The sequence below is a fragment of the Pseudomonas sp. Irchel s3h9 genome (assembly GCF_900187475.1).
Taxonomy (GTDB): domain Bacteria; phylum Pseudomonadota; class Gammaproteobacteria; order Pseudomonadales; family Pseudomonadaceae; genus Aquipseudomonas; species Aquipseudomonas neuropathica.
This window is the reverse complement of the sequence record NZ_FYDH01000005.1, coordinates 351,657-377,884: the sequence shown is the minus strand read 5'-3', so window position 1 is coordinate 377,884 and position 26,228 is coordinate 351,657. Positions and strand designations below refer to the sequence as shown.

The 26,228-nt window shown below is 59.8% G+C and carries 23 protein-coding genes, 6 tRNA genes and 1 pseudogene; 20 read left to right on the top strand and 10 right to left on the bottom strand.

What is annotated here, in order from left to right:
- Window positions 1–215: 215 nt before the first annotated feature.
- Together CKW26_RS11335 and CKW26_RS11330 are read right to left on the bottom strand one after the other, a co-directional pair.
- A complete protein-coding gene (locus CKW26_RS11335) occupies window positions 216–1,265 on the bottom strand; it encodes a HAMP domain-containing sensor histidine kinase (protein WP_095048641.1) in 1,050 nt (349 codons plus the stop codon).
- A complete protein-coding gene (locus CKW26_RS11330) occupies window positions 1,265–2,026 on the bottom strand; it encodes a response regulator (protein WP_095048649.1) in 762 nt (253 codons plus the stop codon). The genes CKW26_RS11335 and CKW26_RS11330 overlap by 1 nt, the downstream gene beginning before the upstream one ends.
- Before the next feature lie 284 nt (window positions 2,027–2,310).
- Between CKW26_RS11330 and pyrF the strand changes: the two genes are divergently transcribed.
- A complete protein-coding gene (gene pyrF, locus CKW26_RS11325) occupies window positions 2,311–3,009 on the top strand; it encodes an orotidine-5'-phosphate decarboxylase (protein WP_176471268.1) in 699 nt (232 codons plus the stop codon).
- A gap of 125 nt (window positions 3,010–3,134) precedes the next feature.
- Here pyrF and CKW26_RS11320 read toward each other — a convergent pair whose 3' ends face one another.
- Window positions 3,135–4,139 carry an NADP-dependent oxidoreductase gene (locus CKW26_RS11320; RefSeq protein WP_095048639.1) on the bottom strand — a complete coding sequence of 335 codons (1,005 nt, stop codon included), beginning with the start codon at window positions 4,137–4,139 and terminating at the stop codon, window positions 3,135–3,137.
- A gap of 237 nt (window positions 4,140–4,376) precedes the next feature.
- On the opposite strand from CKW26_RS11320, the gene CKW26_RS11315 reads away from it, so the two are divergent.
- The 4 genes and pseudogenes from CKW26_RS11315 (at window position 4,377) to CKW26_RS30500 (ending at window position 8,806) form a co-directional block, all read left to right on the top strand.
- On the top strand, window positions 4,377–5,138 hold the full coding sequence (locus tag CKW26_RS11315; protein WP_095048638.1) for an SDR family oxidoreductase: 762 nt from the start codon (window positions 4,377–4,379) through the stop codon (window positions 5,136–5,138).
- A gap of 190 nt (window positions 5,139–5,328) precedes the next feature.
- Window positions 5,329–6,729 carry a PLP-dependent aminotransferase family protein gene (locus tag CKW26_RS11310; RefSeq protein WP_095048637.1) on the top strand — a complete coding sequence of 467 codons (1,401 nt, stop codon included), beginning with the start codon at window positions 5,329–5,331 and terminating at the stop codon, window positions 6,727–6,729.
- A pseudogene (locus CKW26_RS30505) lies at window positions 6,662–7,945 on the top strand (HAMP domain-containing protein); the annotation flags it as partial. The gene CKW26_RS11310 and the pseudogene CKW26_RS30505, both read left to right, overlap by 68 nt.
- Complete coding sequence (locus CKW26_RS30500) at window positions 7,925–8,806, top strand: methyl-accepting chemotaxis protein (protein ID WP_371917961.1); 882 nt, start codon at window positions 7,925–7,927, stop codon at window positions 8,804–8,806. The pseudogene CKW26_RS30505 and the gene CKW26_RS30500, both read left to right, overlap by 21 nt.
- A gap of 647 nt (window positions 8,807–9,453) precedes the next feature.
- On the opposite strand, the gene CKW26_RS11300 is transcribed toward CKW26_RS30500, so the two are convergent.
- The gene (locus tag CKW26_RS11300; RefSeq protein WP_176471267.1) at window positions 9,454–10,212 is read right to left on the bottom strand and encodes a hypothetical protein; all 759 of its coding nucleotides are present in this window, start codon (window positions 10,210–10,212) and stop codon (window positions 9,454–9,456) included.
- Window positions 10,213–10,595: 383 nt separating this feature from the next.
- Between CKW26_RS11300 and CKW26_RS11295 the strand changes: the two genes are divergently transcribed.
- The 6 genes from CKW26_RS11295 to CKW26_RS11270 all read left to right on the top strand — a co-directional run bounded on the left by CKW26_RS11295 (window position 10,596) and on the right by CKW26_RS11270 (window position 11,219).
- Window positions 10,596–10,671 (top strand) — tRNA-Glu (locus CKW26_RS11295).
- Window positions 10,672–10,673: 2 nt separating this feature from the next.
- A tRNA-Gly gene (locus tag CKW26_RS11290) sits at window positions 10,674–10,749 on the top strand.
- Window positions 10,750–10,853: 104 nt separating this feature from the next.
- Window positions 10,854–10,929 (top strand) — tRNA-Glu (locus CKW26_RS11285).
- Window positions 10,930–10,932: 3 nt separating this feature from the next.
- Window positions 10,933–11,008 (top strand) — tRNA-Gly (locus CKW26_RS11280).
- Window positions 11,009–11,065: 57 nt separating this feature from the next.
- Window positions 11,066–11,141 (top strand) — tRNA-Glu (locus tag CKW26_RS11275).
- A 2-nt stretch (window positions 11,142–11,143) separates the two neighbouring features.
- Window positions 11,144–11,219, top strand: a tRNA-Gly gene (locus CKW26_RS11270).
- A 127-nt stretch (window positions 11,220–11,346) separates the two neighbouring features.
- Here the strand turns inward: CKW26_RS11270 and CKW26_RS11265 are convergent.
- The 3 genes from CKW26_RS11265 to CKW26_RS11255 form a co-directional block, all read right to left on the bottom strand.
- Window positions 11,347–11,985: a LysE family translocator gene (locus CKW26_RS11265; protein WP_095048634.1), complete on the bottom strand. Its 639-nt coding sequence runs from the start codon at window positions 11,983–11,985 to the stop codon at window positions 11,347–11,349.
- A gap of 1 nt (window position 11,986) precedes the next feature.
- Window positions 11,987–12,757 (bottom strand): 2OG-Fe(II) oxygenase, encoded by a 771-nt coding sequence (locus tag CKW26_RS11260; RefSeq protein WP_095048633.1) that lies wholly within the window; start codon window positions 12,755–12,757, stop codon window positions 11,987–11,989.
- Window positions 12,758–12,845: 88 nt separating this feature from the next.
- Window positions 12,846–13,472 (bottom strand): hypothetical protein, encoded by a 627-nt coding sequence (locus CKW26_RS11255; protein ID WP_095048632.1) that lies wholly within the window; start codon window positions 13,470–13,472, stop codon window positions 12,846–12,848.
- A 90-nt stretch (window positions 13,473–13,562) separates the two neighbouring features.
- Here CKW26_RS11255 and CKW26_RS11250 point away from each other — a divergent pair, with 90 nt between their 5' ends.
- Entirely contained in the window at window positions 13,563–14,561 is a 999-nt protein-coding gene (locus tag CKW26_RS11250) for a LysR family transcriptional regulator (protein ID WP_095048631.1), read from the top strand.
- A 108-nt stretch (window positions 14,562–14,669) separates the two neighbouring features.
- Here CKW26_RS11250 and CKW26_RS11245 read toward each other — a convergent pair whose 3' ends face one another.
- Together CKW26_RS11245 and CKW26_RS11240 are read right to left on the bottom strand one after the other, a co-directional pair.
- Window positions 14,670–15,077: a PA2817 family protein gene (locus CKW26_RS11245; protein ID WP_095048630.1), complete on the bottom strand. Its 408-nt coding sequence runs from the start codon at window positions 15,075–15,077 to the stop codon at window positions 14,670–14,672.
- Window positions 15,078–15,151: 74 nt separating this feature from the next.
- The gene (locus tag CKW26_RS11240) at window positions 15,152–17,599 is read right to left on the bottom strand and encodes an acyl-CoA dehydrogenase (protein ID WP_095048629.1); all 2,448 of its coding nucleotides are present in this window, start codon (window positions 17,597–17,599) and stop codon (window positions 15,152–15,154) included.
- A 248-nt stretch (window positions 17,600–17,847) separates the two neighbouring features.
- Between CKW26_RS11240 and CKW26_RS11235 the strand changes: the two genes are divergently transcribed.
- The 4 genes from CKW26_RS11235 (at window position 17,848) to CKW26_RS11220 (ending at window position 21,006) form a co-directional block, all read left to right on the top strand.
- Window positions 17,848–18,507: a transglutaminase family protein gene (locus CKW26_RS11235; RefSeq protein WP_093435478.1), complete on the top strand. Its 660-nt coding sequence runs from the start codon at window positions 17,848–17,850 to the stop codon at window positions 18,505–18,507.
- A 43-nt stretch (window positions 18,508–18,550) separates the two neighbouring features.
- Window positions 18,551–19,174, top strand: coding sequence for a glutathione S-transferase family protein (locus CKW26_RS11230; RefSeq protein WP_095048628.1), 624 nt, complete (start codon window positions 18,551–18,553; stop codon window positions 19,172–19,174).
- A gap of 123 nt (window positions 19,175–19,297) precedes the next feature.
- Window positions 19,298–20,230, top strand: a complete 933-nt coding sequence (locus tag CKW26_RS11225; protein ID WP_093435472.1) for an ABC transporter ATP-binding protein — start codon at window positions 19,298–19,300, stop codon at window positions 20,228–20,230.
- On the top strand, window positions 20,227–21,006 hold the full coding sequence (locus CKW26_RS11220; protein ID WP_008087860.1) for an ABC transporter permease: 780 nt from the start codon (window positions 20,227–20,229) through the stop codon (window positions 21,004–21,006). Before CKW26_RS11225 ends, CKW26_RS11220 begins: the two co-directional genes overlap by 4 nt.
- A 143-nt stretch (window positions 21,007–21,149) precedes the next feature.
- Here the strand turns inward: CKW26_RS11220 and CKW26_RS11215 are convergent, their stop codons facing one another.
- Entirely contained in the window at window positions 21,150–21,668 is a 519-nt protein-coding gene (locus CKW26_RS11215) for a DUF2062 domain-containing protein (RefSeq protein WP_095048627.1), read from the bottom strand.
- Window positions 21,669–21,804: 136 nt separating this feature from the next.
- On the opposite strand from CKW26_RS11215, the gene CKW26_RS11210 reads away from it, so the two are divergent.
- From CKW26_RS11210 to lpxK, 4 genes are all read left to right on the top strand, one after another.
- Window positions 21,805–24,039, top strand: a complete 2,235-nt coding sequence (locus CKW26_RS11210) for a DNA internalization-related competence protein ComEC/Rec2 (RefSeq protein WP_095048626.1) — start codon at window positions 21,805–21,807, stop codon at window positions 24,037–24,039.
- A gap of 101 nt (window positions 24,040–24,140) precedes the next feature.
- The gene (locus CKW26_RS11205; protein ID WP_042560451.1) at window positions 24,141–24,776 is read left to right on the top strand and encodes a MotA/TolQ/ExbB proton channel family protein; all 636 of its coding nucleotides are present in this window, start codon (window positions 24,141–24,143) and stop codon (window positions 24,774–24,776) included.
- Window positions 24,773–25,201 carry a biopolymer transporter ExbD gene (locus tag CKW26_RS11200; protein ID WP_095048625.1) on the top strand — a complete coding sequence of 143 codons (429 nt, stop codon included), beginning with the start codon at window positions 24,773–24,775 and terminating at the stop codon, window positions 25,199–25,201. The genes CKW26_RS11205 and CKW26_RS11200 overlap by 4 nt, the downstream gene beginning before the upstream one ends.
- Window positions 25,201–26,211, top strand: a complete 1,011-nt coding sequence (lpxK, locus tag CKW26_RS11195; RefSeq protein WP_095048624.1) for a tetraacyldisaccharide 4'-kinase — start codon at window positions 25,201–25,203, stop codon at window positions 26,209–26,211. Before CKW26_RS11200 ends, lpxK begins: the two co-directional genes overlap by 1 nt.
- The last annotated feature ends 17 nt before the right edge of the window (window positions 26,212–26,228 follow it).

Sequence of the window (26,228 nt, the reverse complement as noted above, 5' to 3'; positions counted from 1 at the left end):
TCTTTATCGGCGCTTGGGTGAAAGGAGGAGGGGCGAAATCTCCCACGGTCTGTGCTGCGTCAACAGTCAGAATCGAGCCTTGTCCCTCCTCCTCCCTTCAAGTCCTACCATACAAGCGAGCCTGCTCGCGAAGAGGGCGGTACATTCAAAGGAGATACTGGATCAACTGACGCCTTCGCGAGCAGGCTCGCTCCCACAGGGGGGCGGTGGTGTTCTCAAGTGCGCGGCAGGCGAATGATGGCGGTAAGGCCGCCGCCGGGGGTTTCTTCGAGGTTGAGCTGACCACCCAGGCGCTGCGCCGCTTCGCGGGCAATGGTCATGCCCAGCCCGACGCCGCCGGAGTTGCGATTGCGCGAGCCTTCCAGGCGATAAAACGGTTCAAACACCGCTTCACGCTTGTCCTCGGCAATCCCCGGGCCGTGGTCGATCACGCGGATCAGCAGTTGCTCGCGTTGATCCTGCAATTCGATGCGTGCCTGGCCGGCATAACGCAGGGCATTGTCCATGAGGTTGTTGAGGCACGAACGCAGCGCCATCGGCTGCACCGGCAGAGGTGCGCAATGGCCGCTGACCTGCACGTCGGCACCTTGGTCCTGAGCGTTTTCGCACAGCGATTCGACCAGCGCCTGCACATCCATCAACTGCAAGGCTTCGCTGGTGCGCTGTTCGTGCAGATAGGTGAGGGTGGCGTCGAGCATGCCGATCATGTCGTCGAGGTCTTGGCGCATCTGGCCTTGCAGCTTTTCATCGCTGATGTTCTCCAGGCGCAGTTTCAAGCGTGACAGCGGTGTGCGCAGGTCATGTGAGACCGCGCCCAGCATCCGTGCGCGCTGTTGCACCTGTTCGCGAATGCGTTGCTGCATCAGGTTGAAGGTGTAGGCGGCTTGTCGCGATTCCCGCGGGCCGGACTCGTCGAGTGGCGGGCTGTCGAGGTCTTCGCTGAGACGTTCGGCGGCGTCGCTCAGGCGCTGGATCGGGCGACTGAGCAGTTTGGCGCCGTACCAGGCCGCGATCATCAGCGTGATGAACTGAAAGGTCAGCGGCACCACCGGGCCACCGAACCACGGACGCGGTGGCCGTGGCGGGTAGCGCGGATCATGTGCCATCGGTTGCCCTTCGGCGCCTTGGGAGAACTCCGGTGGCGGCGGGGGCGGCGGTGGCCCGTAGAGGCGGAACCAGGCGAACGCCAGCAGGTGCGCCAGGACAATCGCCACGAACAGCACGCCAAACAGGCGCCCGAACAGCGTGTCGAAGCGCGCCCGCATCAGCCGATGTCTCGCGCGTCGAACAGGTAACCCTCACCGCGCACGGTTTTGATCAACTGCGGTGCTTTCGGGTCGTCGCCGAGTTTCTGCCGCAGACGCGAGACCAGCAGGTCGATGCTGCGGTCGAAGGCTTCGATCGAGCGACCCCGGGCCGCATCGAGCAGTTGCTCGCGGCTGAGTACCCGACGCGGACGTTCGATAAACACCCACAGCAGGCGGAATTCGGCGTTGGACAGCGGCACCACCAGACCATCGTCGGCGATCAACTGGCGCAGGACGCTGTTCAGACGCCAGTTGTCGAAACGAATGTTCGCGCGCTGTTCGGTTCGATCGTCGCGCACCCGGCGCAGAATGGTTTGAATGCGCGCGACCAGTTCGCGTGGCTCGAACGGTTTGGCCATATAGTCATCGGCGCCCAGTTCCAGGCCGATGATGCGGTCGGTCGGTTCGCAACGTGCGGTGAGCATCAGGATCGGGATGTCCGATTCAGCGCGCAGCCAGCGGCATAGCGACAAGCCGTCTTCGCCGGGCAGCATCAGATCCAGCACGACAACGTCGAAATGTTCGGCCTGCATCGCTTGACGCATCGCCGCGCCGTCGGTGACGCCGCTGGCGTGGATATTGAAACGCGCGAGGTAGTCAATCATCAGCTCGCGGATCGGCACGTCATCATCGACGATCAGCGCGCGAATGCTCCAGCGCTTGTCGTCTTTAGGCTCATCCGTCGCGGTCATTTGGGTGTTGTGCATGAGGCTGTTCATCTGCCAGTAGGCCGCCAACCACAAAAGATGGGCTGCGAGGTTGTGGTTTCAGCATAGGCGTCCGGCCGTGAGGCGGGAAGTGCTGATGTAAGGACGTATTGCGGCAGGCGAGGCTAGCGCGGGTGCTTGTTGCTGGCGTGTCGGTTGTGTATCGGAGTCGACACAATAGCAGCGAGCGCTATGCTGATCACGGCCAGCGCGACGATTTACCGATCATCGGGTGCCGCGCTGCCGCCGGTTCCGCTACAATGCGCGCCGATTTCGACCTGCCTGAGAGCCCATTCATGTCCGCCTGCCAGACTCCTATCATCGTCGCCCTGGATTTCCCTACCCGTGACGCCGCACTGAAGCTGGCCGACCAGTTGGACCCGAAACTGTGCCGGGTCAAAGTGGGCAAGGAACTGTTCACCAGTTGCGCCGCCGAAATTGTCGGCACCCTACGTGACAAGGGTTTTGAAGTATTCCTCGACCTGAAATTCCACGACATTCCCAACACCACCGCGATGGCCGTGAAAGCCGCTGCCGAGATGGGCGTGTGGATGGTCAACGTGCATTGCTCCGGTGGTATGCGCATGATGGCCGCTTGCCGTGAAGAGCTGGATAAACGCAGCGGCCCGCAGCCGTTGCTGATCGGCGTGACCGTGCTGACCAGCATGGAGCGTGAAGACCTGGCTGGTATCGGTCTGGATATCGAGCCGCAAGAGCAAGTGCTGCGTCTGGCCGCGCTGGCCGAAAAGGCTGGCATGGACGGTCTGGTGTGCTCGGCGCTGGAAGCCTCGGCACTGAAAACTGCGCACCCTTCGCTGCAACTGGTGACCCCGGGAATTCGTCCGGCCGGCAGCGCGCAGGACGATCAGCGCCGCATTCTGACTCCGCGTCAGGCGCTGGATGCCGGTTCCGATTATCTGGTGATTGGCCGTCCGATCAGCCAGGCGGCGGATCCGGCCAAGGCACTGGCTTCGGTTGTCGCCGAAATCGCCTGATCAGGCACCGCAAAACCCTGTAGGAGTGAGCCTGCTCGCGATAGCGGTGTGTCAAACAACGTTAATGTTGACTGACACACCGCTATCGCGAGCAGGCTCACTCCTGCATTTGTTTTGTGGTGGTTTTAGATTTTCAGCACCAACTTGCCGAAGTTCTCACCGCTGAACAATTTCATCAGCGTTTCCGGGAAGGTCTCCAGCCCTTCGACGATATCTTCCTTGCTCTTGAGCTGCCCCTTGGCCATCCAGCCGGCCATTTCCTGCGCGGCGCTGGCGTATTGCGCCGCGTAATCCATCACCACAAAACCTTCCATCCGCGCACGGTTGACCAGCAACGACAGGTAGTTGGCCGGGCCTTTGACCGCTTCCTTGTTGTTGTACTGGCTGATCGCGCCGCAGATAACCACCCGCGCCTTCATGTTCAAACGGCTCAACACCGCATCGAGGATGTCGCCGCCAACGTTATCGAAATACACATCGACGCCTTTCGGGCATTCGCGTTTAAGCCCGGCCACGACATCTTCGGACTTGTAGTCGATGGCACCGTCAAAACCCAACTCATCAATAAGGAATTTGCACTTGTCGGCGCCGCCGGCAATGCCAACCACGCGGCAGCCTTTGAGCTTGGCAATCTGCCCGGCGATGCTGCCCACTGCGCCCGCTGCACCGGACAACACCACGGTGTCGCCGGCCTTCGGTGCGCCGACATCCAGCAGGGCGAAGTAGGCGGTCATGCCGGTCATGCCCAGCGCTGACAGGTACACCGGCAGCGGTGCCAGTTTCGGATCGACTTTGTAGAAACCTCTTGGCTCGCCGAGGAAATAATCCTGCACGCCAATGGCGCCGTTGACGTAGTCCCCGACCGCAAAGCCAGGGTTGTTCGAAGCAATGACTTTGCCTACGCCCAGCGCGCGCATGACTTCACCGATACCGACCGGCGGGATGTAGGACTTGCCCTCGTTCATCCAGCCACGCATCGCCGGATCGAGGGACAGGTATTCGTTCTTGACCAGAATCTGGCCCGCCGCCGGTTCGCCGACCGGTACTTCCTGATAGGTGAAGGTCTCGCGGGTAGCCGCACCCACCGGGCGTTTGGCGAGCAGGAACTGGCGATTGGTGTGGTTGGACATGGCAGGCACTCGAACGGAATGAAGCCTTGTTGATAGACCTTCGCCGGCATTGGCGCAAGGTTGGCTGATGCGGCGAATGCACGCCGATCCAGTGCAGTGATGATCACCGGGATGGTTCTATCACTGCGACGCATGGGCACATAAACAGCCATTGGATAGTGCTGACGCACGGCAGACCCCAATGGCTATGCTGCCATTCCATACATCCCCTGCATCTATCCCTTCGAGGACATAACAATGAGCATGACGTTTTCCGGTCAGGTTGCTGTAGTCACTGGCGCGGCCAACGGCATCGGCCGTGCGACCGCCCAGGCGTTCGCCGCCGAAGGCCTGAAAGTGGTGGTCGCCGACCTGGACGCGGCAGGGGGCGAGGGCACGGTGGCGCTGATTCTTACAGCCGGCGGCGAAGCGACCTTCGTGCGCTGCAACGTGACCGTCGAAAGCGAAGTGAAAAATCTGATGGACGAGGTCATCAACACCTACGGCCGTCTCGACTATGCCTTCAACAATGCCGGCATCGAAATCGAAAAAGGCAAACTGGCCGACGGCTCGATGGATGAATTCGACGCGATCATGGGCGTCAACGTCAAAGGCGTCTGGCTGTGCATGAAGTATCAACTGCCGCTGTTGCTGGCGCAGGGCGGCGGGGCGATCGTCAACACCGCCTCGGTAGCGGGACTGGGCGCGGCGCCGAAGATGAGCATCTACGCGGCGTCCAAGCATGCGGTGATCGGTCTGACCAAATCGGCGGCCATCGAATACGCGAAGAAGAAAATCCGTGTCAACGCTGTGTGTCCGGCGGTGATCGATACCGACATGTTCCGCCGTGCTTACGAGGCCGACCCGAAGAAGGGTGAGTTCGCCAACGCCATGCACCCGGTCGGGCGCATCGGCAAAGTCGAGGAAATCGCCAGTGCCGTGTTGTACCTGTGCAGCGACGGTGCGGCATTCACCACCGGCCACTCGCTGGCAGTGGATGGCGGCGTCACCGCTTTCTGAATCACGCCCAAGAACAACAGCCCGCATTCGTTGCGGGCTTTTTTGTGGGCAGCGGTCAGTTCCGTGAAGCCTCTTAAACAATGTGTATCAAACGGTTAGAACGGTCGCTTTTGGCGGCGTTGTCGCACAGCCTGTCCGGCGCGGCTGTGATTTACTGCCGCCAGCAAAACGGACAGGAGTTTGCTTGCTCATGGAATTGAGAATTGATCGACAGGCAATGGTGCCGGTCGTGCAGCAGATTGTTGACGGACTGACCGAGTGGATCCTGCAAAGTGGCGTACCGCCGGCCACCCGTTTGCCGTCCGTGCGGCAAATCGCCCGGGGCAATCTGCTCAGCCAGTCGTGCGTGGTCGAGGCGTGTGAACGGTTGGTATCGCAGGGCGTTCTGAACTCATGCCAAGGCACCGGTTTCGTTGTCGCCGCCTCGCCATCGACACCCGGCGCAGAGGACGAACTGGCGCCATTCGAGGGCCGGTTTGCCTGGTGCGATGCCGTGTGCGATACAGCAGGTGGCTTGAAGCTTGGTGCCGGTAGCCTGCCGCAAAGCTGGCGCGAGCCTGACGACCTCAGCTATGCGCTGCGCGAGGTGGCGCGCACCGACATGGCCAGCCTGTTCAACTACAGCACGCCCTTGGGGCTTCCAGCGTTGCGCGAGCAAATCGCCAAGCGCCTGAAACTGTTCGGTATCGAGGCCCGCAGTGCGCAGTTGCTGAGTACCTGCGGCGCCAGCCATGCGCTTGATCTGATCGTGCGCACCTTGTTCAAGGCTGGAGACTGTGTGGTGGTCGAGACGCCCGGTTACGCGCCGTTGTTCGATCTCCTGCGGATGCACGGCGTGCACATGCTCGAGGTGCGTCGCACCCCGAACGGGCCGGATATCGACGCGCTGGAGACTTTGCTACAACAGTTTCGCCCCGGCGCGTTATTCATCAACAGCCATCATCACAACCCCACCGGCAGTTGCCTGTCGCCGAGCGTAGCGCAACGCATCCTGCAACTGAGCAAGACCTATGATTTGCGCGTGATCGAAGACGATGTCTACGCAGACTTGCACACCGGCAACGGCACGCGCCTGGCGGCTCTGGATAATGAGGGGCGAGTCCTTTACGTGGGCAGTTTTTCCAAGACGCTGAGCAGCTCGTTGCGGGTCGGTTTCGTTTTTGCCGACAGCGACATGGTCAGACGGCTGGCGCAGGTCAAGATGATCAGCGGTCTGGGGGCGTCAAGGTTTACCGAAGCGGTGCTGGCCAGCCTGATGGTCAGCGGCGCTTACCGCAAACTGGTGCAGCGCCAGCGTCAACGCCTGAATGCCGATCGCGCGGCCGCATTGCAGGCGCTGGAGGACGCCGATTGGGAGGTTTTCGGCAAGCCTGCGGGTGGCTTGTTCATCTGGGCCCGCTCGCGCATGGCCGATCAGGTTCGGGTGCGTCGGCAGGCTCAACGCTGCGGCGTATTGCTCTCAGCGTCTGAGGCGTTCAGCCCCAGTGGCGAGTCGGGCGACTGGCTGCGCATCAACGTCGCCTATGCTTGTGATCCACGCGCCCGGCAGTTTTTTCGCAACACCGGTTCGGATCGACCTCAAGTGTTCTGAAAACGACGCAAGCGTAGCTTTTTGCCATTATTCCGACGCCAGAGACTTGTGCTGCTTCATGGCCGTTGCGACTCTTCGCTCTACTGACAATGGCAGGGGACTACGCGCAATGATTTCGGCCATGCAAGGACGTTTTGCCAACCTCGGTATGGCGAAAAAACTGGGTATCGGGTTTGTGCTGGTTTTGCTTCTGACCGCGCTGGTGGCGGCCATCGGCGTTTGGTCCCTGCAAACCATCAGTCAGCATTTCGACGGGCTGAAACAGATGTCTTCGCTCAACAGTGGTTTGCTCAAGGTGCGCCTGCTCGAGCAGGAATATGCCTTGCGGGGCGATCCGAAGACGGCCGATGCCCTGCGTAAGGGCGTCGACGAACTGGTTGCTCTGGCTGATCAACTCAAGACGCAGTCAGCGGCGAATGGGCCGGTAATGAATGATGTGCAGCAGTCGCTGGGCGCTTATCGTAAGGCGTTCGACGAGTTTGTCTCGTTGACTCAGGCCAAGGACCTGGCGCTGGAAATGGCCAGTTGGTCGGTGTCCAGTGTGGCCAACAACCTCGACGTATTGCAGGCCGGGCTTGCCGACGACGGTGCTTATACCTTGAAGGACACCGAGGGCAAGGATGGCGCGCAGTTCATCGAGCAGGCCAGTCAGGTCAGCCAGGTTTCGCGGTTGATGCTGCAAGCGATGAATGAAGCGCGGATTCGCCTCGATCAAAGCCGCAAGGGCGATGCCGACAGTGCCGGCAAGGGCAATATCGAACAGGCCGCGCAGGCGCAGGCGCAGGCCGAAGAATTAAAAGCCACGGTCAAGGACGAGGGCTACCTGACCGTGCTCAATGAAGTGTCCGGGCACATCGCCGGTTTCAACGACAAATTGGCCGAATACACCGGGTTGCTCGCGCAGGAAAAAACCGTCTACGAGCAATTGCACCAGCGTGCCGACCAAGTGGTTGAGCGGGTGAATCAGGCGTATGTCGCTGAAGACGGCGCGATGCAGGCAGAACTGAAGAAAAACTCGCTGCTGATCATCGGCTCATCGGCGCTGGCATTGCTGGTGGGATTACTCGCCGCGTGGCTGATCACCCGACTTATCGTCGCGCCATTGCGCAGTGTGATTCAGGTCGCGCAGCAGATTGCCGCCGGTGACTTGAGTGCGACTGTGGCAGTGACCCGTCGCGACGAGATTGGCCAGTTGATGCTGGCGATGCAACAGATGGGCGCGGGTCTGAGTACCATCGTCAGTGGTTTGCAGGCGGGGATTGAGCAATTGGCCAGTTCAGCGCAATCGTTGTCGACGGTCACCGAGCAGACCAACCTTGAGGTCAGCAGTCAGAAGGAAGAAACCGAGCAGGTTGCCACGGCGATGAACCAGATGACCGCCACCGTTCACGACGTTGCACGCAACGCCGAAGAAGCGGCGCTGGCCGCGCAAACGGCGGATGACAAAGTCGAGAGTGGGCAGCAGGTGGTGCGCCAGAGTATGGCGCGCATCGAGCAACTTGCTGATTCGGCGACTTCGGCCAGTTCGAGCATCGAAAGCCTCAGTGCTGAAATCCAGAATATCGGCACGGTACTCGGGGTGATCAAAAGTGTTGCCGAACAGACCAATCTATTGGCGCTGAATGCCGCCATCGAGGCGGCGCGGGCCGGGGAGCAGGGCAGGGGCTTTGCGGTGGTGGCCGATGAGGTGCGCGCACTGGCTCGGCGCACGCAGCAATCGACTGAGGAGATTGAACGGCTGGTCAGTGCTTTGCGCTTGGCGGCGCATTCGTCGGTGCAGCAGATTCAGAGCAGCGGCGAGTTGGTGAAGCTGGCGGTGAGTGATGCGTTGCAGACCGAGAGTGCGCTGGGGAGTATTGCGGCGGCGGTGTCGTTGATTCAGCAGATGAATCAGCAGATTGCGGCGGCGGCGGAGGAGCAGAGTTCGGTGGCGGAGGAGATCAATCGCAGTGTGACGAGTATTCGTGCGAGTGCGGATCAGTCGTCGATTGCGATGCGTGGGAATGCGGCTTCGAGTGTTGAGTTGGCGCAGTTGGGGAGTGAGTTGCGCGGGATGGTTGGGCATTTTCGGCTTTGACGCTTTGACGCTTTGACGCTTTGACGCTTTGACGCTTTGACGCTTTGACGCTTGGCGGCCTTTGGGCCGACCAGGTTCTTGGGGTTTTGGGGGGATATCCGTTGCTGCGGGTGTTGCTGATTAGGGTTCCGCCCTTACGGCGGGTCACTTTTGGCAAACGCCCCAAAAGTAACCAAAAGGTCTTCGCCCTGACGTTCGGCCCGCTCGCTGGGGCTCGGGGTTCCTTCGCTCCGGGATCGCTCCGGGGGCATCGCCTACGGTTTGCTTCGCTGCACCTCCTCTCGATGTGTTCGACTTCGTCGAACGGTCGCTGCGCTCCCACCCCCGGATCAATCCTTCCACTCAGCCTGCCGACGGGCTTTCAGATCAAGATCAAGAGCGGCAGCCGAGCTAACGCTCATCCTGTTGAGTGGTGAGAAGCAGATGCGGTTGTGAGGTGGGCGTTGCTTTTGCTTTTCTGTGGGAGCGAGCCTGCTCGCGAAGGCGGCCTGACAGCCGACCAATCCGCTATCGGATGTACTCAGTCCCAATGTAGGAGTGAGCCTGCTCGCGATGACGGCCTCACATCCACCGGGTATCTATCAGGTTCACTCCCGCGAGCCCACAAAAAAGCCACCTCTCGGTGGCTTCTCTTTCAACCTCTGCATTCAGTCGTAAATCACTTTCTTCTTCCAGTCCGCATCGGCCTCGACATCTTTGAGGCCGGCGGTCAGTTGGTTCTCTTCACCTTCAACCGGTGCAATCTTGTCCATGACCTGGGCGTTCGCGCGGGCCAGGAGTTTTTCCAGGTATTGCAGTTGTTCTGCGTACATCTGCGGATCCTGCTGTTTGCGCAGGTATTGCACGCCGCGTTCGAAGGCGAGGCGGGCCTGGCCGGGCTGGTTTTGTTGCAGGGACTGTTGGCCGAGGTTGTTGAAGAATTCGATGTGCAGCAGCACCAGAATGTGGCGGACTTCGCGGATCCAGTGCTTGGCTTCATTCGGTGGCAGGAAACCATCGTGGGCGGCGCGGGTGATCTGGCCGTGGAGGGCTTCGAGCAGGAAGCGCACGTCTTTGGCTTTGGCTTCGGTCAGGATCGGTGCCGGTGGGTTGTTGACCGGGATCGATTCGCCTTGGGCGACCAGGGCGCTCAGTTCGGTGATGCGTGCTTTGGTGGTGGCGCTGGTTTTTTCCAGGTTCAGCAGGCGCTGGCAGACGTTCAGTTCCAGACGGGTCAGCAGCAGCTTGAGCGCCGGGGTCATGAACTGGCCGGGGAAGGTTTCGGTCAGTTCGCCGCAACGGCGCAGGCGGTCGTTGAGTTCGACCTTGGTGCGGGCCTTCTCCAGTTTGTTGTTTTCCACCACATGGTTCATGTAGCCAATGGCGATCAGAATTGCGATCCCGGCTACGACTAGCAGGGTGATCATGAGTGGTGTCACCGGTAAGACCTCTTTATAGGGTTCGCATGCGAGTGTAGTGGCTGGGCATTTAGTCGCCTAGCGCCGCTCGACGAGTTGGATCGGCAGGTTCAATCTGTATCGGCCGCACGCTGCTTATATGAATGCTGGCGCTGCGAGTGCAGATTGCCATCACTGTGGGTGGACTATAGCGTCTTGGCGAGTGGCGGAATATAGGCGTCAATCGTCGGGCGACGGAAAAGCCTGATTGCCGCCGTAAAGGTCGTCGAAGTCATTGATTTAAATAAATTTATATCAGGGGGTTGACGACCTCTCAATCCATCCATAGAATGCGCGCCACTTGCAGCGTAAAGCACACAGCGAAGCGCGGCAGGGAGTGAATGTTGTAGTGTGTCCCCTTCGTCTAGTGGCCTAGGACACCGCCCTTTCACGGCGGTAACAGGGGTTCGAGTCCCCTAGGGGACGCCAATGCGGGAATAGCTCAGTTGGTAGAGCACGACCTTGCCAAGGTCGGGGTCGCGAGTTCGAGTCTCGTTTCCCGCTCCAATTTTAAACAGTAGCGCTTTCGGGCGGTGCTGAGTGAAACCAGAACCAAGTCTTCGGATACGGATCTGGACACCGAAACACACACCATGTGTTCCGGGTAGCGTGTCCCCTTCGTCTAGTGGCCTAGGACACCGCCCTTTCACGGCGGTAACAGGGGTTCGAGTCCCCTAGGGGACGCCATTTGCGGGAATAGCTCAGTTGGTAGAGCACGACCTTGCCAAGGTCGGGGTCGCGAGTTCGAGTCTCGTTTCCCGCTCCAAATTCTAAAAACGCCGCTCAGTGAGCGGCGTTTTTATTAGTGAAAGTTGTAGCCTGTGTCCCCTTCGTCTAGTGGCCTAGGACACCGCCCTTTCACGGCGGTAACAGGGGTTCGAGTCCCCTAGGGGACGCCATTGCGGGAATAGCTCAGTTGGTAGAGCACGACCTTGCCAAGGTCGGGGTCGCGAGTTCGAGTCTCGTTTCCCGCTCCATATTCACAAAAACGCCGCTCAACAGAGCGGCGTTTTTGTATGCGCGCGATTTGTGGTTGTGTCATCTGTCATAAAGAAAAAGGCCCGCCGAAGCGATTCGGCGGGCCTTTTTGCGTTTTGCGTCTGCTTACCAGGACAGCATCAGTCGGCCAGCAAACAGAATAAGCACCACGCCCATGGTGCGCTCGAACCAATGGCCCATGCGCATGAACAGCAGGCGAACCCGATTGCTTGAGAAGAACAGCGCGACCACGACAAACCACAGCGCATTCACAAAGCACATCCACAGCCCGTAAAAGGCCTGGATCTGCAGGGGCGTGCTGGCGCTGATGATCGTGGTGAAGATGGCCAGGAAAAACAGCGTGGCCTTGGGGTTGGTTGCATTGGTCAGAAAACCGGTGCTGAAAGCTTTGAACAGGGTTTGTTCGACCACGGGTTCATCCGCAGCTTTTTCACCTTCAACGGCCGATTTGGGTTTGCTGCGCAACAGGCTGACGCCCAGATACAGGATATAGGCACCGCCAATCACCTTGGCGACGGTCAGCAACCACGGGGTGGTGTGCATCAATGCCCCGACACCCAGCAACGTGTAGAGCACGTGCACGGAAATCCCCGCGCCGATACCCAGCGCCGTGCAGATCCCTACCAATCGGCCGAACCGTACGCTTTGGCGAATGGTGACTGCGAAGTCCGGGCCGGGAGCAACCACAGCCAGAAAGTGAATGGTTGCCAGCGCCAGAAACTCGCCCAGATAATTCGAATACATCTCAGCTCCAATAGGTCAGGGGTGAAGCATTGCCGCGATAGCCGACAAAAAAGGAAAGGCTCAAACGCGGATCGGCCACGCCCGGGGTCACCGAGTGCATGCGCCGCGAATTGAACATGATGAAATCGCCGGGTTGCGGTCGGACTTCCAGCGCGGGTGGGCCGAGCAGTGCCGGTTCGATGCCGTAACTGTCACCGCGCATCTCGTCGAATTGATCCGGGGTGATGTCGTCGTCCCACATCTGCAACGCACCGCCCTCGGTCGGCATGTTCAGGTAGACATTGCAGGCGAACTGCGCCTCCAGGCTGCGGGCCTGGAAACTGTCTGGAGCGTCCTTGGCGAAGATGTCGTGATGGGCGAGGAAGCACACCCCGGGCTTCACCACGCGCGAAAGGCCGACATACATTTTCCGGCCGTAGAGGTTTTCCAGGTGCGCGCCGGCCGGCCAGGATTCGTCGAGCATGCAGCGCAAGGTGTCGATCGGTGAGGAGTAGGGCGCGCAGCGATTGCGCAGTTCAGCGATGTTGCTGGTGGCGCGTTCGAAGTAGTCCTCAATCAGCAGCGGCTGGTTTTCCGCCTCGTAAAACGCCATGCCGATGCGGCCGATACTCGGTGCGTTGATGTAACCCTCGAAGCCTGGAGCGAGAATCTTGTCGCCAATCTGAATGGCCAGCGGCTCAGGCAAAAAGCCTTTGAGGCGGATGGCGAGGACTTCTTCGTTGGCCAGTTTTTTTATGCACGTCTCATCGAGACGCTCGACGTCTAGCATCATTTTTTTAGGTCCATCTATCGATAGTCAACGGAACCTGCGAATGCGGCTCCCCGGCGTCGGACGCTGCCTGAAGCAGCGCCCGAAATGCTCAATCCACGTTGTAGTGGACGGATAACGTGCCTTTCTTCTGCGAAAGGGACGCGATCGTGACTGTGCCCAGATCCTTCAGGCTGCGTACGTGGGTGCCACCGCAGCCATAGGCGGGCAGTTCACCAAAACCGATTTCCCGCGCACCTTCGCGTAGCGAGGTCAGGCGGGGCAGGTCGTGCTCGATCCACTGGTCGATCCCGTGTTGAACGGTCTCTGCATCGACTTCCTGCGCGGTGTCGCCGGGTTTGAATTGCACTCGGCCTTCATCCGGCCAGTGATGGGCTTTGATCGGCATCCAGCCCAGCGCCTGGACGAAATGCCCGATCAGGTGCCCGGCCGAATGCATGCGTGTATTGAATTGGCGGCGCTGTTCGTCGATGCGGATGCAGGTCATGCCGAGCTTTACCGGTCGGTCGACAAAATGAATGATCCGGTCCGGTTCCTGCACTACACGCAGTACCTGGCTTTCGCCGATCCAGCCGGTATCACACGGCTGACCACCGCCCTGCGGGTGAAACAGCGTGGCGCGCAAGACCACGGCGAATTCGTTCTCTTGGGGCGTGCAGTCGAGGACTTCCACATTGGCCTTGAGGTCATCACTATGGAAAAAGAGGCGAAGCGTCATATTCCATGCCCTTATTAAAGTTTCTTTTTTTATTATATGAATCGTGCAATAACGTGATAATCCGTTCAAACATCAAAGGACTTGTGCGCTGTGAGCATCAATCTGCCGCTACCGCTGCTTGGTGAAATGGCGATTTTCGTCAAGGTCGTCGAGACCGGAAGCTTCTCTGAAGCGGCTCGGCAGTTGGGTTCATCGCCGTCAGCGGTGAGTCGCAGTATTTCGCGGCTGGAAAAAGCCCTGGCCACGCGACTCCTGCAGCGCACCACGCGCAAGCTGCGCTTGAGTGACGGCGGCGAGGAGGTATTCAAACGCTGCCAGGAGATGGTCAGCGCGGCCAAGTCGGTGATGGAAATCAGCGGCCAGTTCACCCATGAAGCGGAAGGACTGGTGCGCGTCAGTGTGCCGAAAGCGGTGGGGCGTTTCGTGATTCATCCGCACATGCCCGAGTTTTTGCGGCGTTATCCCAAGGTCGATGTCGAGTTGTTGCTGGAGGATCGTCAGGTCGATTTGATCGACGACCATGTCGATCTGGCCATTCGTATTACGGATCGACCACCGGCCGGGCTGGCCGGCAGGCAGTTACTGACCATCGACCATTTGCTCTGTGCCACGCCGCAGTACCTGGCCGAGCACGGCATACCGACTCACCCGCATGATCTGCTCAATCACAGTTGTATTTATCTGGGGGAAACCCCGAGTGATGCGCGCTGGAAATTCAAGAAGGGCAGTAAGGCGGTGACGGTAGGTGTCCGCGGTCGGTATGCCGCCAATCACACCGGTGTGCGGCTGGGCGCGGTGTTGCAGCACATCGGCATCGGCAGCCTGCCGTATTTCACCGCCCGTTACGCGCTTGAGCAAAAGTTGGTGGTGCAGGTGTTGCCGGACTGGACGTTCCTCGCGTCCTATCACGGCGGACTGTGGTTACTGCACTCGCCGACGCGCTATCTGCCACCCAAGTTGCGGGTGTTCATCGACTATCTGGTGGAGTGCCTGGAGAAAGAGCCGACCTTGAGCAAACCGGGCAAATCAGTGGGGGAAAGCAACGCGGCGATGGCGTATGAATTGCCCGAAAGCGAAGGGTTGTTGTAGCGCAAAGCAAAAGATCGCAGCCTTCGGCAGTTCCTACAGGGGATTGCGTGAGTCCACTGTAGGAGCTGCCGAAGGCTGCGATCTTTTGATCTTCAACCCACTGTTAAATCAGTGCTTGCTGTCCTGAGCGGACATCGCCAGCAGTTGTTTTTCCTGGTTCCAGTCGAACGGTTCATCGTTCTGTTCGGCTTCGTAGCGACGTTCTTCCAGTGACTGATACAGGTCGATCTCTTCATCGGACAAGTAATGCAGGCAGTCGCCGGCGAAGAACCACAACAGATCGCGCGGGATCAGGTGGGCGATTTGCGGATAACGGGTAATCACTTGAGTCAGGATGTCCTGGCCCAGGTACTGGCTTTCGATCGGATCGATCGGCAGCGATGCCAGCAGTTCGTCGAAGCGCTCCAGGAACAAGGCATGGCTTTCTTCGGGAACCTGTTCGGCCTCACCTACGGCGACCAGGATACTGCGCAGGTGGTCGAGCAAAACAAGATGATCGGCAACGACGTTGGACACGAGATAAGTCCTCAAGAGCAAAACGGGCGCGGGAGTATAAAGCTCCCGCGCCCTCTTGGACATGGTTGTCAGGATCAGCGGACTTTGCCCTCTGCCAGTTTCAGTTCCTCTTTCTCGAAGTCATCCACGTCGATCACCTTGCGTCGTGCGGCTTCGGCATCGCGCAGGCTCTGTGCTTCTCCCGGTTGCAACACCCCGGCCTCAAGCGCCGCATCGATGGCGTGCTCACCTGCGACCGGTTTGACCTGACCGCTTTTCAGCGACGTGTGCAGTTTTTTGTGCAGTGGCTGCGCGGCATTCAGCAAATCACTGGCGTGTTGCAGCGCGCCGACTGCATCGTCTGCCGACTGCGGGCGATAGCAACCGGCAAGCAACTCTTCCAGCGCCGGATCACCTTTGGCGCGACCAATCACGCCTGCCACTTCGGCACCGAGTTTGTCCGAAGGGCCTTTGTGACGACGACCGAACGGGAACACGATGGCTCGCAGCAGGCAACCGAATACCTTGTTCGGGAAGTTGCGCAGCAATTCATCCAGCGCCCGTTCCGATTGGCCGAGGCTTTCTTCCATCGCCCATCTGAACAGCGGCTCCATGTACGCCGGCGAATCCAGATCGTGATAACGCTTGAGCGCGGCCGAGGCCAGATACAGGTTGCTCAACACATCACCCAAACGTGCCGACAGACGCTCGCGACGTTTCAGTTCGCCGCCCAGCAACATCATGCTGAAGTCGGCGAGCATGGCGAACGCCGCTGCCTGACGGTTCAGTGCGCGGAAGTAACCCTGACTGATCTTGTCGCCCGGCGCATGTTCGAAGTGACCGAAGCCGAGGTTCAGTACCAGCGTGCTGGCGGCATTGCTCACGGCGAAACCGATGTGTTTGAGCAGCAAACCATCGAACTCTTTCAGCGCCTGATCCTTGTCCTCACGACCGGCGAGGGCCATCTCCTTCAGCACGAATGGATGGCAACGAATCGCGCCCTGACCAAAGATCATCAGGTTGCGCGAGAGGATGTTCGCACCTTCTACAGTGATGAAGATCGGCGCGCCGTTCCAGCTACGCCCGAGGTAGTTGTTCGGGCCCATGATGATCGCCTTGCCACCGTGCACATCCATGGCGTGGCTGATGCATTCGCGGCCGCGCTCGGTGAGGTGATACTTGAGGATCGCCGACAGCACCGAGGGTTTTTCGCCCAGATCCACTGCGTTGGCAGTGAGCATGCGCGCCGCGTCCATCATCCACGCGTTGCCGCCGATGCGCGCCATGGCTTCCTGAATACCTTCGAAAGCCGACAGCGGTACATTGAACTGCTCGCGAATCTGCGCGTACTGACCGGTGACCAGGCTGGTGAATTTGGCCGCACCAGTGCCGACCGCCGGCAACGAGATCGAACGGCCGACCGACAGGCAGTTCATCAGCATCATCCAGCCCTTGCCGAGCATCTCCTGACCGCCGATGAGGAAGTCCAGAGGGATAAACACATCTTTGCCCGAGTTCGGGCCGTTCATGAACGCCGCGCCTAGTGGCAGGTGACGACGACCGATTTCCACGCCTGCGGTGTCGGTCGGAATCAGCGCGAGGCTGATGCCAAGGTCTTCTTTGTCGCCCAGCAGATGCTCCGGGTCGTAGGCCTTGAAAGCCAGGCCGAGGAGGGTCGCGACCGGGCCGAGGGTGATGTAGCGTTTTTCCCAGTTCAGGCGCAGGCCGATGACTTCCTGACCTTCCCATTGACCTTTGCAGATGATCCCGGTGTCGGGCATCGCACCGGCATCGGACCCGGCGAGCGGACCGGTGAGGGCGAAGCACGGGATGTCATCGCCCCGAGCCAGGCGCGGCAGGTAGTGATTGCGTTGTTCGTCGGTGCCGTAATGCAGCAACAGTTCGGCCGGGCCGAGGGAGTTCGGCACCATCACGGTGGAGGCGAGGTCACCGCTACGGGTAGCGAGTTTCATCGCCACCTGCGAGTGGGCGTAAGCCGAGAAGCCTTTGCCGCCAAATTCTTTCGGGATGATCAGGGCGAAGAAACCGTGTTCCTTGATATGCGCCCAGGCTTCGGGTGGCAGGTCCATCGACTGGCCGATCTGCCAGTCAGTGACCATCGCGCAAAGCTCTTCGGTCGGGCCGTCGATGAACGCCTGTTCTTCTTCGCTCAATTGCGCCTTGGGATAGGCCAGCAGTTTGTCCCAGTCCGGGCGGCCGCTGAACAGCTCACCGTCCCACCACACTGTGCCGGCGTCGATTGCGTCGCGTTCGGTCTGCGACATGGGTGGCAGGGTTTTCTGGAACCAGTTGAACAACGGCGCAGTGAAATGCTTGCGACGCAGATCAGGCAGCAGCAGCGGAGCAGCGACCACCGCGAGCAGCACCCAGAACACCAGCAACAGCCAGCCCGGCGCATGACTGAAAATACCCATCGCCAGCAGGTAGACGGCCACGATGCCCAACGCAGGCAGAGGTGAAATACGCCGGTGGGCGAGATACGCCACACCAACGATCAAAACCAGTATCCACAACAACAGCATATTCAGTCCTCCGTGAACCAAGGCAAATCGACCCTCCAGAGCTTAGACGGCATCTGTAAAACCGGGTGGTCAGACCAAGGTGATTGAAATCGTGGGAAACCCCGGATGGTTTTCGTAGGTTCGGTGGGCAACACGTGTGGGAAATCGTTCGCTGATCCCGCGTCTTTGCGTCCAAGTTTGGCCGAAACGTCGTTATCTCTGTGCTGACGCTGTCGCTAGACTCGGGGCTCACCCAGGAGATTGTCGTCATGCGCGAGTATCTGAGTCCCGGCCGCTTCATCGATAGTGACCACCCGGCAGTGGTGGAGTTCGCCGAACAACATCGGGGTGCCAGCCGCGATCCGCTCGAGCGGGCGATCAATCTTTATTACGCGGTACGTGAGGCGGTGCGCTACAACCCCTACACCTTCAGTCGCGATCCGCAGACCTTGCGTGGCAGCTATGCGCTGACGACGGGGGAGAGTTATTGCGTGCCCAAAGCCACGCTGCTTGCCGGTTGTGCCCGGCATTGCGGGATCCCGGCGCGTATCGGTCTGGCCGACGTAAAAAATCACTTATCGACGCCACGTCTGCTTGAGTTGCTGAAAAGCGACATGTTCGCCATGCACGGGTACACCGAACTGTTCCTCAATGGACGCTGGGTCAAAGCCACGCCGGCGTTCAATCAGAAGCTTTGCGAATTGTTCAACGTAGCACCGCTGGAGTTCGACGGTATCAACGACAGCGTTTTCCACCCATTCAATCGCGACGGCGCGCAGCTCATGGAGTATCTGGTCGATCACGGCCAATTCGCCGATGTCCCGGAAACGTTCTTCTTCGAACATTTGCAAAAGTGCTATCCGCATCTATTCACTGATCAGCAGCCGCAACGGCTGGGCGATATGCAGAGTGATTTGAGCCGTACCTGATCCGGCGTATGCTGCCTGCCCACTCATTTGAAAAGAGGCGCTCATGCTGAAGATCTGGGGACGGAAAAACTCATCGAATGTCAGGAAGCCATTGTGGGCGGCTGAAGAGCTTGGCCTGGCCTACGAGGCAATCGATGCCGGTGGCACATTCGGCGTAGTCGACACACCCGAGTACCGGGCGATGAACCCGAATGGCCGGGTGCCGGTGATCGAAGACGACGGTTTCGTGCTGTGGGAGTCCAACGCCATCGTCCGCTATCTGCTGGCTAAGCATGCGCCCGACAGCAACTGGTATTCGGCAGATCCGCGAGTTCGCGCCATCGCCGACAAATGGATGGACTGGACCACGTCGAGTTTTGCCGGCCCGTTCCGCACGGTTTTCTGGGGCGTGTTGCGCACCCCGGCGGACAAGCAGGACTGGGCTGCGATCAACGCTGCGATCAAGGAATGCAATGAGTTGCTGAGCATGGCCGACCATGCCTTGGCCAGTCAGCCTTATCTCTCTGGACAAGACATCGGCATGGGCGATATCCCATTGGGCAGTTTCATTTATGCCTGGTTCGAGATGCCCATCGAACGCGCACCACAAGCGCATCTGCAAGCTTGGTACGAGCGCTTGAAGCAGCGTCCGCCCTACCAGAAAGCCGTCATGACCGCGTTGACTTAATACCTACTATCGACACACTTGACTGTACTTGTACGGCGGCGGCAAGCACCATTGCGCACTTGCGCTGCGGTTCGATCCTTCGCCGCCGTCTCCTTTTTCCCTTCAATGGTGCGTAAATCAGATATGAGTTCCGCTCTGTCCATCCGGCAGCTAACCAAAACCTACGGCAACGGGTTCCAGGCCTTGAGTGGTATCGATCTGGACGTTGCCGAAGGTGATTTTTTCGCCTTGCTCGGCCCCAACGGTGCTGGCAAATCCACGACCATCGGCATTCTCTCGACCCTGGTGAACAAGACCAGCGGCACAGTGAATATCTTTGGTCATGACCTGGACAAAAATCCTGCGCAGCTCAAGCGCTCGATCGGCGTGGTGCCCCAGGAATTCAACTTCAATCAGTTTGAAAAGACTTTCGACATCGTCGTGACCCAGGCCGGTTACTACGGCATTCCGGCGAAGATCGCCAAGGAACGCGCCGAGCAGTACCTGACCCAACTGGGCCTGTGGGACAAACGTGACGTGCCGTCGCGTTCGTTGTCCGGTGGCATGAAGCGGCGCTTGATGATCGCCCGTGCGCTGGTGCACGAACCACGTCTGCTGATCCTCGATGAACCGACCGCAGGCGTCGATATCGAGTTGCGCCGTTCGATGTGGACGTTCCTCACCGAGCTGAACCAGAAAGGCATCACCATCATCCTCACCACGCACTATCTGGAGGAGGCTGAGCAGTTGTGCCGCAACATCGGCATCATCGACCACGGCACCATCGTCGAGAACACCAGCATGAAACAATTGCTGGGCCAGTTGCACGTGGAGACCTTCCTGCTGGACCTGAAAAACGACTTGAACGCCGCGCCGCAATTGCTCGGCTACCCTGCCCGGTTGATCGACAGCCATACCCTGGAAGTCCAGGTCGACAAATCCATGGGCATCACGGCGTTGTTCACCCAGTTGGCGCAGCAGAACATCGAAGTGCTGAGCCTGCGTAACAAAACCAATCGCCTCGAGGAGCTGTTCGTGTCCCTGGTGGAGAAAAATCTGTCGAAGGTGGCGGTATGAGTTCCGAATTCCGTCCCAACCTCGTCGCCCTGCAGACCATTGTTTACCGCGAGGTCAAACGCTTCACGCGGATCTGGCCGCAGACGCTGCTGCCGCCGGCGATCACCATGGTTCTGTATTTCGTGATCTTCGGTAACCTGATCGGTCGGCAGATCGGCGACATGGGTGGCTTCACTTACATGGAGTACATCGTGCCGGGGCTGATCATGATGTCGGTGATCACTAACTCCTACGGCAACGTGGTCTCGAGTTTCTTCGGCAGCAAGTTCCAGCGCTCCATCGAAGAGCTGATGGTGTCGCCGGTGTCGCCGCACACGATTCTGATCGGTTTCACCATTGGCGGCGTGTTGCGTGGTCTGATGGTTGGCGTGATCGTGACCATTCTGTCGCTGTTCTTCACCCATTTGCAGGTGCATCACTTAGGCGTGACCATTTTGGTGGTGGTACTGACGGCGACGATTTTCTCGCTGCTGGGCTTCATCAACGCAGTGTTTGCGCGCAACTTCGATGATATTTCGATCATCCCGACCTTTGTGCTGACTCCGCTGACGTACCTGGGCGGGGTGTTTTACTCGATCACCTTGCTGCCGCCGTTCTGGCAGACCGTGTCGTTGGCCAACCCGGTGCTGCACATGGTCAACGCCTTCCGTTACGGCATTCTGGGTGTGTCGGATATCAAGATCGGCATCGCGATCACCTTTATGCTGGTGGCGACGGTGGTGCTGTATCTCGGTTGTGCTCGGTTGCTGGTAAGCGGGCGCGGGATGCGTACCTGACTCCAGACCGAGTCGTGGCCATCGCGAGCAGGCTCACTCCTACAGGGGAACGCATTCCAATGTAGGAGTGAACCTGCTTGCGATGGGGCCAATCCAGACGCCACAAATCAGAACGGCCTCCCACTGCGGAGGCCGTTTTGCGTTCAGCGCATGCGACTCTTCTTACGCCGCGCCCATTGCCGCGCCACCCACCAACGCCAATACATCATCACAATGCAGTAGGCGAGGGCACCGAGTACCAGTCCGACTACCACCGAGCCGAGCAGAAACGGCTGCCACAACGTCGACAACTCGCCGCTGATCCACTCCCAGGTCAGCTCGTCCGGTAGATGTCGGGCGGGCACATCCATCAAAAACGCCCCGGCCTGATAGGTGCAGAAGAACACCGCCGGCATGGTGATCGGATTGGTCAGCCAGACCAGGCTGACCGCAATCGGCATGTTGCCGCGCACCGTGACGGCGAGGGCGGCGGCCACCAGCATCTGCGCCGGGATCGGCAGGAACGCGGCGAACAGGCCAACCGCCATCGCCCGGGCGACCGAGTGACGATTGAGGTGCCAGAGGTTCGGGTCATGCAGCAACTTGCCGAGAAAGCGTAAGGATTTGTGTTCCCTGATGCTCGTCGGGTCGGGCATATAACGTTTGAATAAGCGCCGGGGCATAAGGCTTCTCGGTCGGTTAAGGCGGCAAGTATGTCTGGATTCTACGAAGCGCCTATTCAGACTTTGTGACAATTGTTGACGACGCGTGTAACTGACAACCGCTATGCCTAAGTGCGGGACTCTCAAGGACGGGCTTATGCGCACAGGGATGATGGCGCTCGCAGTCGGTCTGCTGGTCGCGGTTTTTATGCCGGCATTACCGCCGGTCTGGTTGATGCTGTTGTTGCCGGTCGTGGCTTTGATGCTGCTGCCGTTTCGCAGCTATCCGCTGGCGTTTTTGCTGTTTGGCTTCACGTGGGCCAGCGTCGGTGCGCAATGGGCGTTGAATGATCGTTTGCCGGCCGGGCTGGATGGCGAAACCCGGTGGGTTGAAGGGCGGGTCGTCGGTTTGCCGCAGAACAGCGACGGCGTGGTGCGCTTCGAATTGGCTGATGCGCACTCGCGTCATGAAAAACTGCCATCGCTGATGCGGCTTGCCTGGTACGCCGGGCCGCAGGTCAACAGCGGCGAGCGTTGGCGCTTGGCGGTCAAGCTCAAGCGTCCCAGTGGATTGCGCAATCCCGAGGCCTTCGACTACGAGGCTTGGCTGCTGGCGCAACGCATTGGCGCCACCGGCACAATCAAGGACGGCCAGCGCTTGAGCGAAGCGCGCTGGGCCTGGCGTGACAGTATTCGCCAGCGTTTGCTGAGCGTGGATGCGCAGGGGCGAAATGGCGCATTGGCGGCGTTAGTGCTGGGTGACGGCTCGGGGCTCAGTCGCGAGGACTGGCAGACTCTGCAGGACACCGGCACCGTGCACTTGCTGGTGATTTCCGGTCAGCACATCGGTTTGCTGGCGGCGCTGATGTATGGGCTGGTCGCCGGCATGGCGCGATATGGCCTGTGGCCGCTGCGCTGGCCGTGGCTGCCGTGGGCCTGTGGTCTGGGGTTCGCGGCAGCGCTCGGTTATGGCCTGCTTGCCGGGTTCGACGTGCCGGTGCAGCGCGCCTGCGTGATGGTCGGGCTGGTGCTGTTGTGGCGCCTGCGCTTTCGTCATCTTGGCGCAGGATGGCCGTTGTTGCTGGCGTTCAACGCTGTGCTGTTGCTGGACCCGCTCGCCAGTTTGCGTCCGGGTTTGTGGCTCTCGTTTGCGGCGGTGGCGGTGTTGATCTTTACCTTTGGCGGCCGCTTGGGTGCGTGGCGCTGGTGGCAGACCTGGACGCGGGCGCAGTGGTTGATCGCGATCGGCTTATGTCCGGTGTTGCTGGCGCTGAATCTGCCGATCAGCCTCAGCGGGCCGCTGGCCAATTTGCTTGCAGTGCCTTGGGTCAGTCTTGCGGTGTTACCGCCGGCGCTGCTTGGAACCGTGTTGCTGCCTGTTCCTTTTGTCGGCGCCGGCCTGCTGTGGCTGGCCGGCGGTTTGATCGATGGGTTGTTTCACGCGCTGGCGACGATTGCCGGGCATTGGCCGGCATGGATCGCACCCTCGATACCCGCTTGGGTCTGGGTCATTGGCAGCCTCGGCGCCGGGTTGTTGCTATTGCCGCGCGGCGTGCCGCTGCGTCCATTGGGCTGGCCGTTGTTGTTGCTGCTGGTCGTGCCGCCACGCGATCAGATAGATGATGGATTGGCCGATATCTGGCAGCTTGATGTCGGCCAAGGCTTGGCCATCCTGATCCGGACCCGCCATCACGCGTTGCTCTACGATGCGGGGCCGCGCTTTGGTGAGTTCGATCTCGGCGAGCGTGTGGTGCTGCCTTCATTGCGCAAACTGAGCGTGGAAAAACTCGATTTGATGCTGCTCAGCCATGCCGACGCCGATCACGCCGGCGGCGCTTTGGCGATCAGCCGGGGTTTGACTGTCGATCAGGTAATCAGCGGTGACCCGGCGGGGCTGCCCGCGCAATTGAACGCCGAAGCCTGTGCAAGTGGCCAGCAATGGCAATGGGACGGCGTACGTTTTCAACTCTGGCAGTGGGCGGACGCTGACGACAGCAATCAGCGTTCCTGCGTATTGCAGATCGAGGCCAATGGCGAGCGCCTGCTGCTGACCGGCGACATCGACAGCCATGCCGAACGCGTGCTGCTCGACGGTCCACTGGCCGTGCCGACGCAATGGCTGCAATCGCCCCATCATGGCAGCCGCAGTTCATCGTCAATGGCGCTGCTCAACGTCTTGAAACCCGAGTCCGTGCTGATCTCTCGAGGTCATGGCAACTCATTTGGCCATCCACACCCGACCGTGCTGGCGCGTTATCGCAAACTGGGCCTGAATATTTACGACAGCGCCGAGCAGGGCGCCATTCATCTGCAACTGGGCACCTTCCGGGCGCCACGCACGATGCGTCATCAGCGGCGTTTCTGGCGTGATCCGCCCGCACTGGCCCGCTGATCGGGACGTGGGTTGATGGGGCGTCACGGTCGTCGGGGCGGCGGGTCTTAATCGTGGATCGGTATGGTAAAGTGGCGCACTTTTTCGAGGGGACTGTCACTGTGTGGGAATTGGTCAAATCCGGCGGCTGGATGATGTTGCCGATCATTCTGAGCTCCATCGCGGCCATGGCGATCGTCGCCGAGCGCCTGTGGACCCTGCGCGCCAGTCGCGTTACCCCCGAGCATCTGCTGGGCCAGGTCTGGGTCTGGATCAAGGACAAGCAGCTCAATAAAGAAAAACTCAAGGAATTGCGCGCTAATTCACCGCTGGGGGAAATCCTCGCGGCGGGCCTGGCCAACTCCAAACATGGTCGCGAGATCATGAAAGAGTGCATCGAAGAGGCCGCCGCCCGGGTCATTCATGAACTCGAGCGCTACATCAATGCTCTCGGCACTATCGCAGCCATGGCGCCATTACTGGGTCTGCTTGGCACCGTGCTGGGTATGATCGATATCTTCAGCGCGTTCACCGGCTCCGGCATGACCACCAATGCCTCGGTGTTGGCGGGCGGTATTTCCAAGGCGCTGATCACCACCGCTGCGGGCCTGATGGTCGGTATTCCGGCGGTGTTCTTCCATCGGTTCCTGCAACGCCGTATCGATGAATTGGTGGTGGGCATGGAGCAGGAAGCGATCAAGCTGGTTGAAGTGGTACAGGGCGACCGTGACGTTGACCTGGCCGAGGGCCGCGCGTGAAGTTCCGTCGCAAACCCCGGGAAACCGTGGACATCAACCTCGCTTCGCTGATCGACGTGGTGTTCATTCTGCTGCTGTTTTTCGTCGTGACCACCACGTTCACTCGCGAAACCCAGTTGCGTGTTGACCTGCCGGAAGCGGTCAGCGGCTCCCCGGCCGAAGACCAGCAAGTCAAGCAGATCGACGTGGCCATCAGCGCCGAAGGCGTGTTTTCGGTGAACAACAAGATTCTGCCGAAGAACGACCTGGCGACCCTGATGGAAGCCATGCAGAAAGAGTCCAACGGCGATACCAACATACCGTTGTCGATCAGTGCCGATGGCAAGACTCAGCATCAATCCGTGATCACTGCCATGGACGCGGCCGGCAAGCTCGGTTTCAGCCATCTGCGCATGACCACGGTCGAGGCGGCGCCCAAATCCTGATGAGCCTGTCCGATCGTTTGCTCGCCGCGTGGTATCAGGGGCACCCGGCCCTGACGCTGCTGCGGCCGCTGGAAATGCTCTATCGCCGCGTGGTGGTGGGTAAGCGCCAGCGCTTTCTTGCCGGTGAAGGTCAGATCTACCAGCCATCGGTGCCGTTGATCGTGGTCGGCAACATCACCGTCGGTGGCACCGGCAAGACGCCGATGATTCTCTGGTTGATCGAACATTGCCGGCGCAGCGGTTTGCGCGTCGGCGTGGTCAGTCGTGGTTACGGCGCCAAACCACCGCAACTGCCGTGGCGCGTTGCGGCCGAGCAAACCGCTGACATCGCCGGTGACGAACCGTTGCTGATCGTCCAGCGCACCGGCGTGCCGCTGATGATCGACCCCGATCGCAGCGCAGCGGTCAAAGCCTTGCTCGCCAGTGAACCACTGGATCTGATCCTCTCCGACGACGGTATGCAGCATTATCGTCTGGCGCGGGATCTGGAGCTGGTGCTGATCGACGCCGCCCGTGGTTTGGGCAACAAACGCTGCTTGCCGGCAGGGCCGTTGCGTGAGCCGATCGAGCGCCTGCAAAGTGTCGACGGCGTGCTGTTCAATGGTGCCACCGAGGATCGCGATGACGGTTTCGCTTTCCGTCTGCAACCGACCGCGCTGGTCAATCTGCGCAGCGGCGAGCGCAAGTCGCTCGATCATTTTCCACCCGGCCAGGCCGTGCACGCGGTCGCCGGGATCGGCAATCCGCAACGTTTCTTCAATACCCTCGAAGCGCTAGACTGGCGAGCAGTCCCCCATGCGTTTGCCGACCACGCCGAATACAGCGTGCAGGCGTTGAATTTCACACCGTCATTGCCGTTGGTGATGACCGAAAAGGACGCGGTGAAGTGCCGTGCCTTTGCGGCTGACGACTGGTGGTATCTGGCGGTCGATGCGCTGCCGTCGCCGGCCTTTGTGGCCTGGTTCGACACGCAGCTGATGCGCCTGTTGCCGGATCGTCTTTTGCCTTAACTCTTTACTCAGGGAAT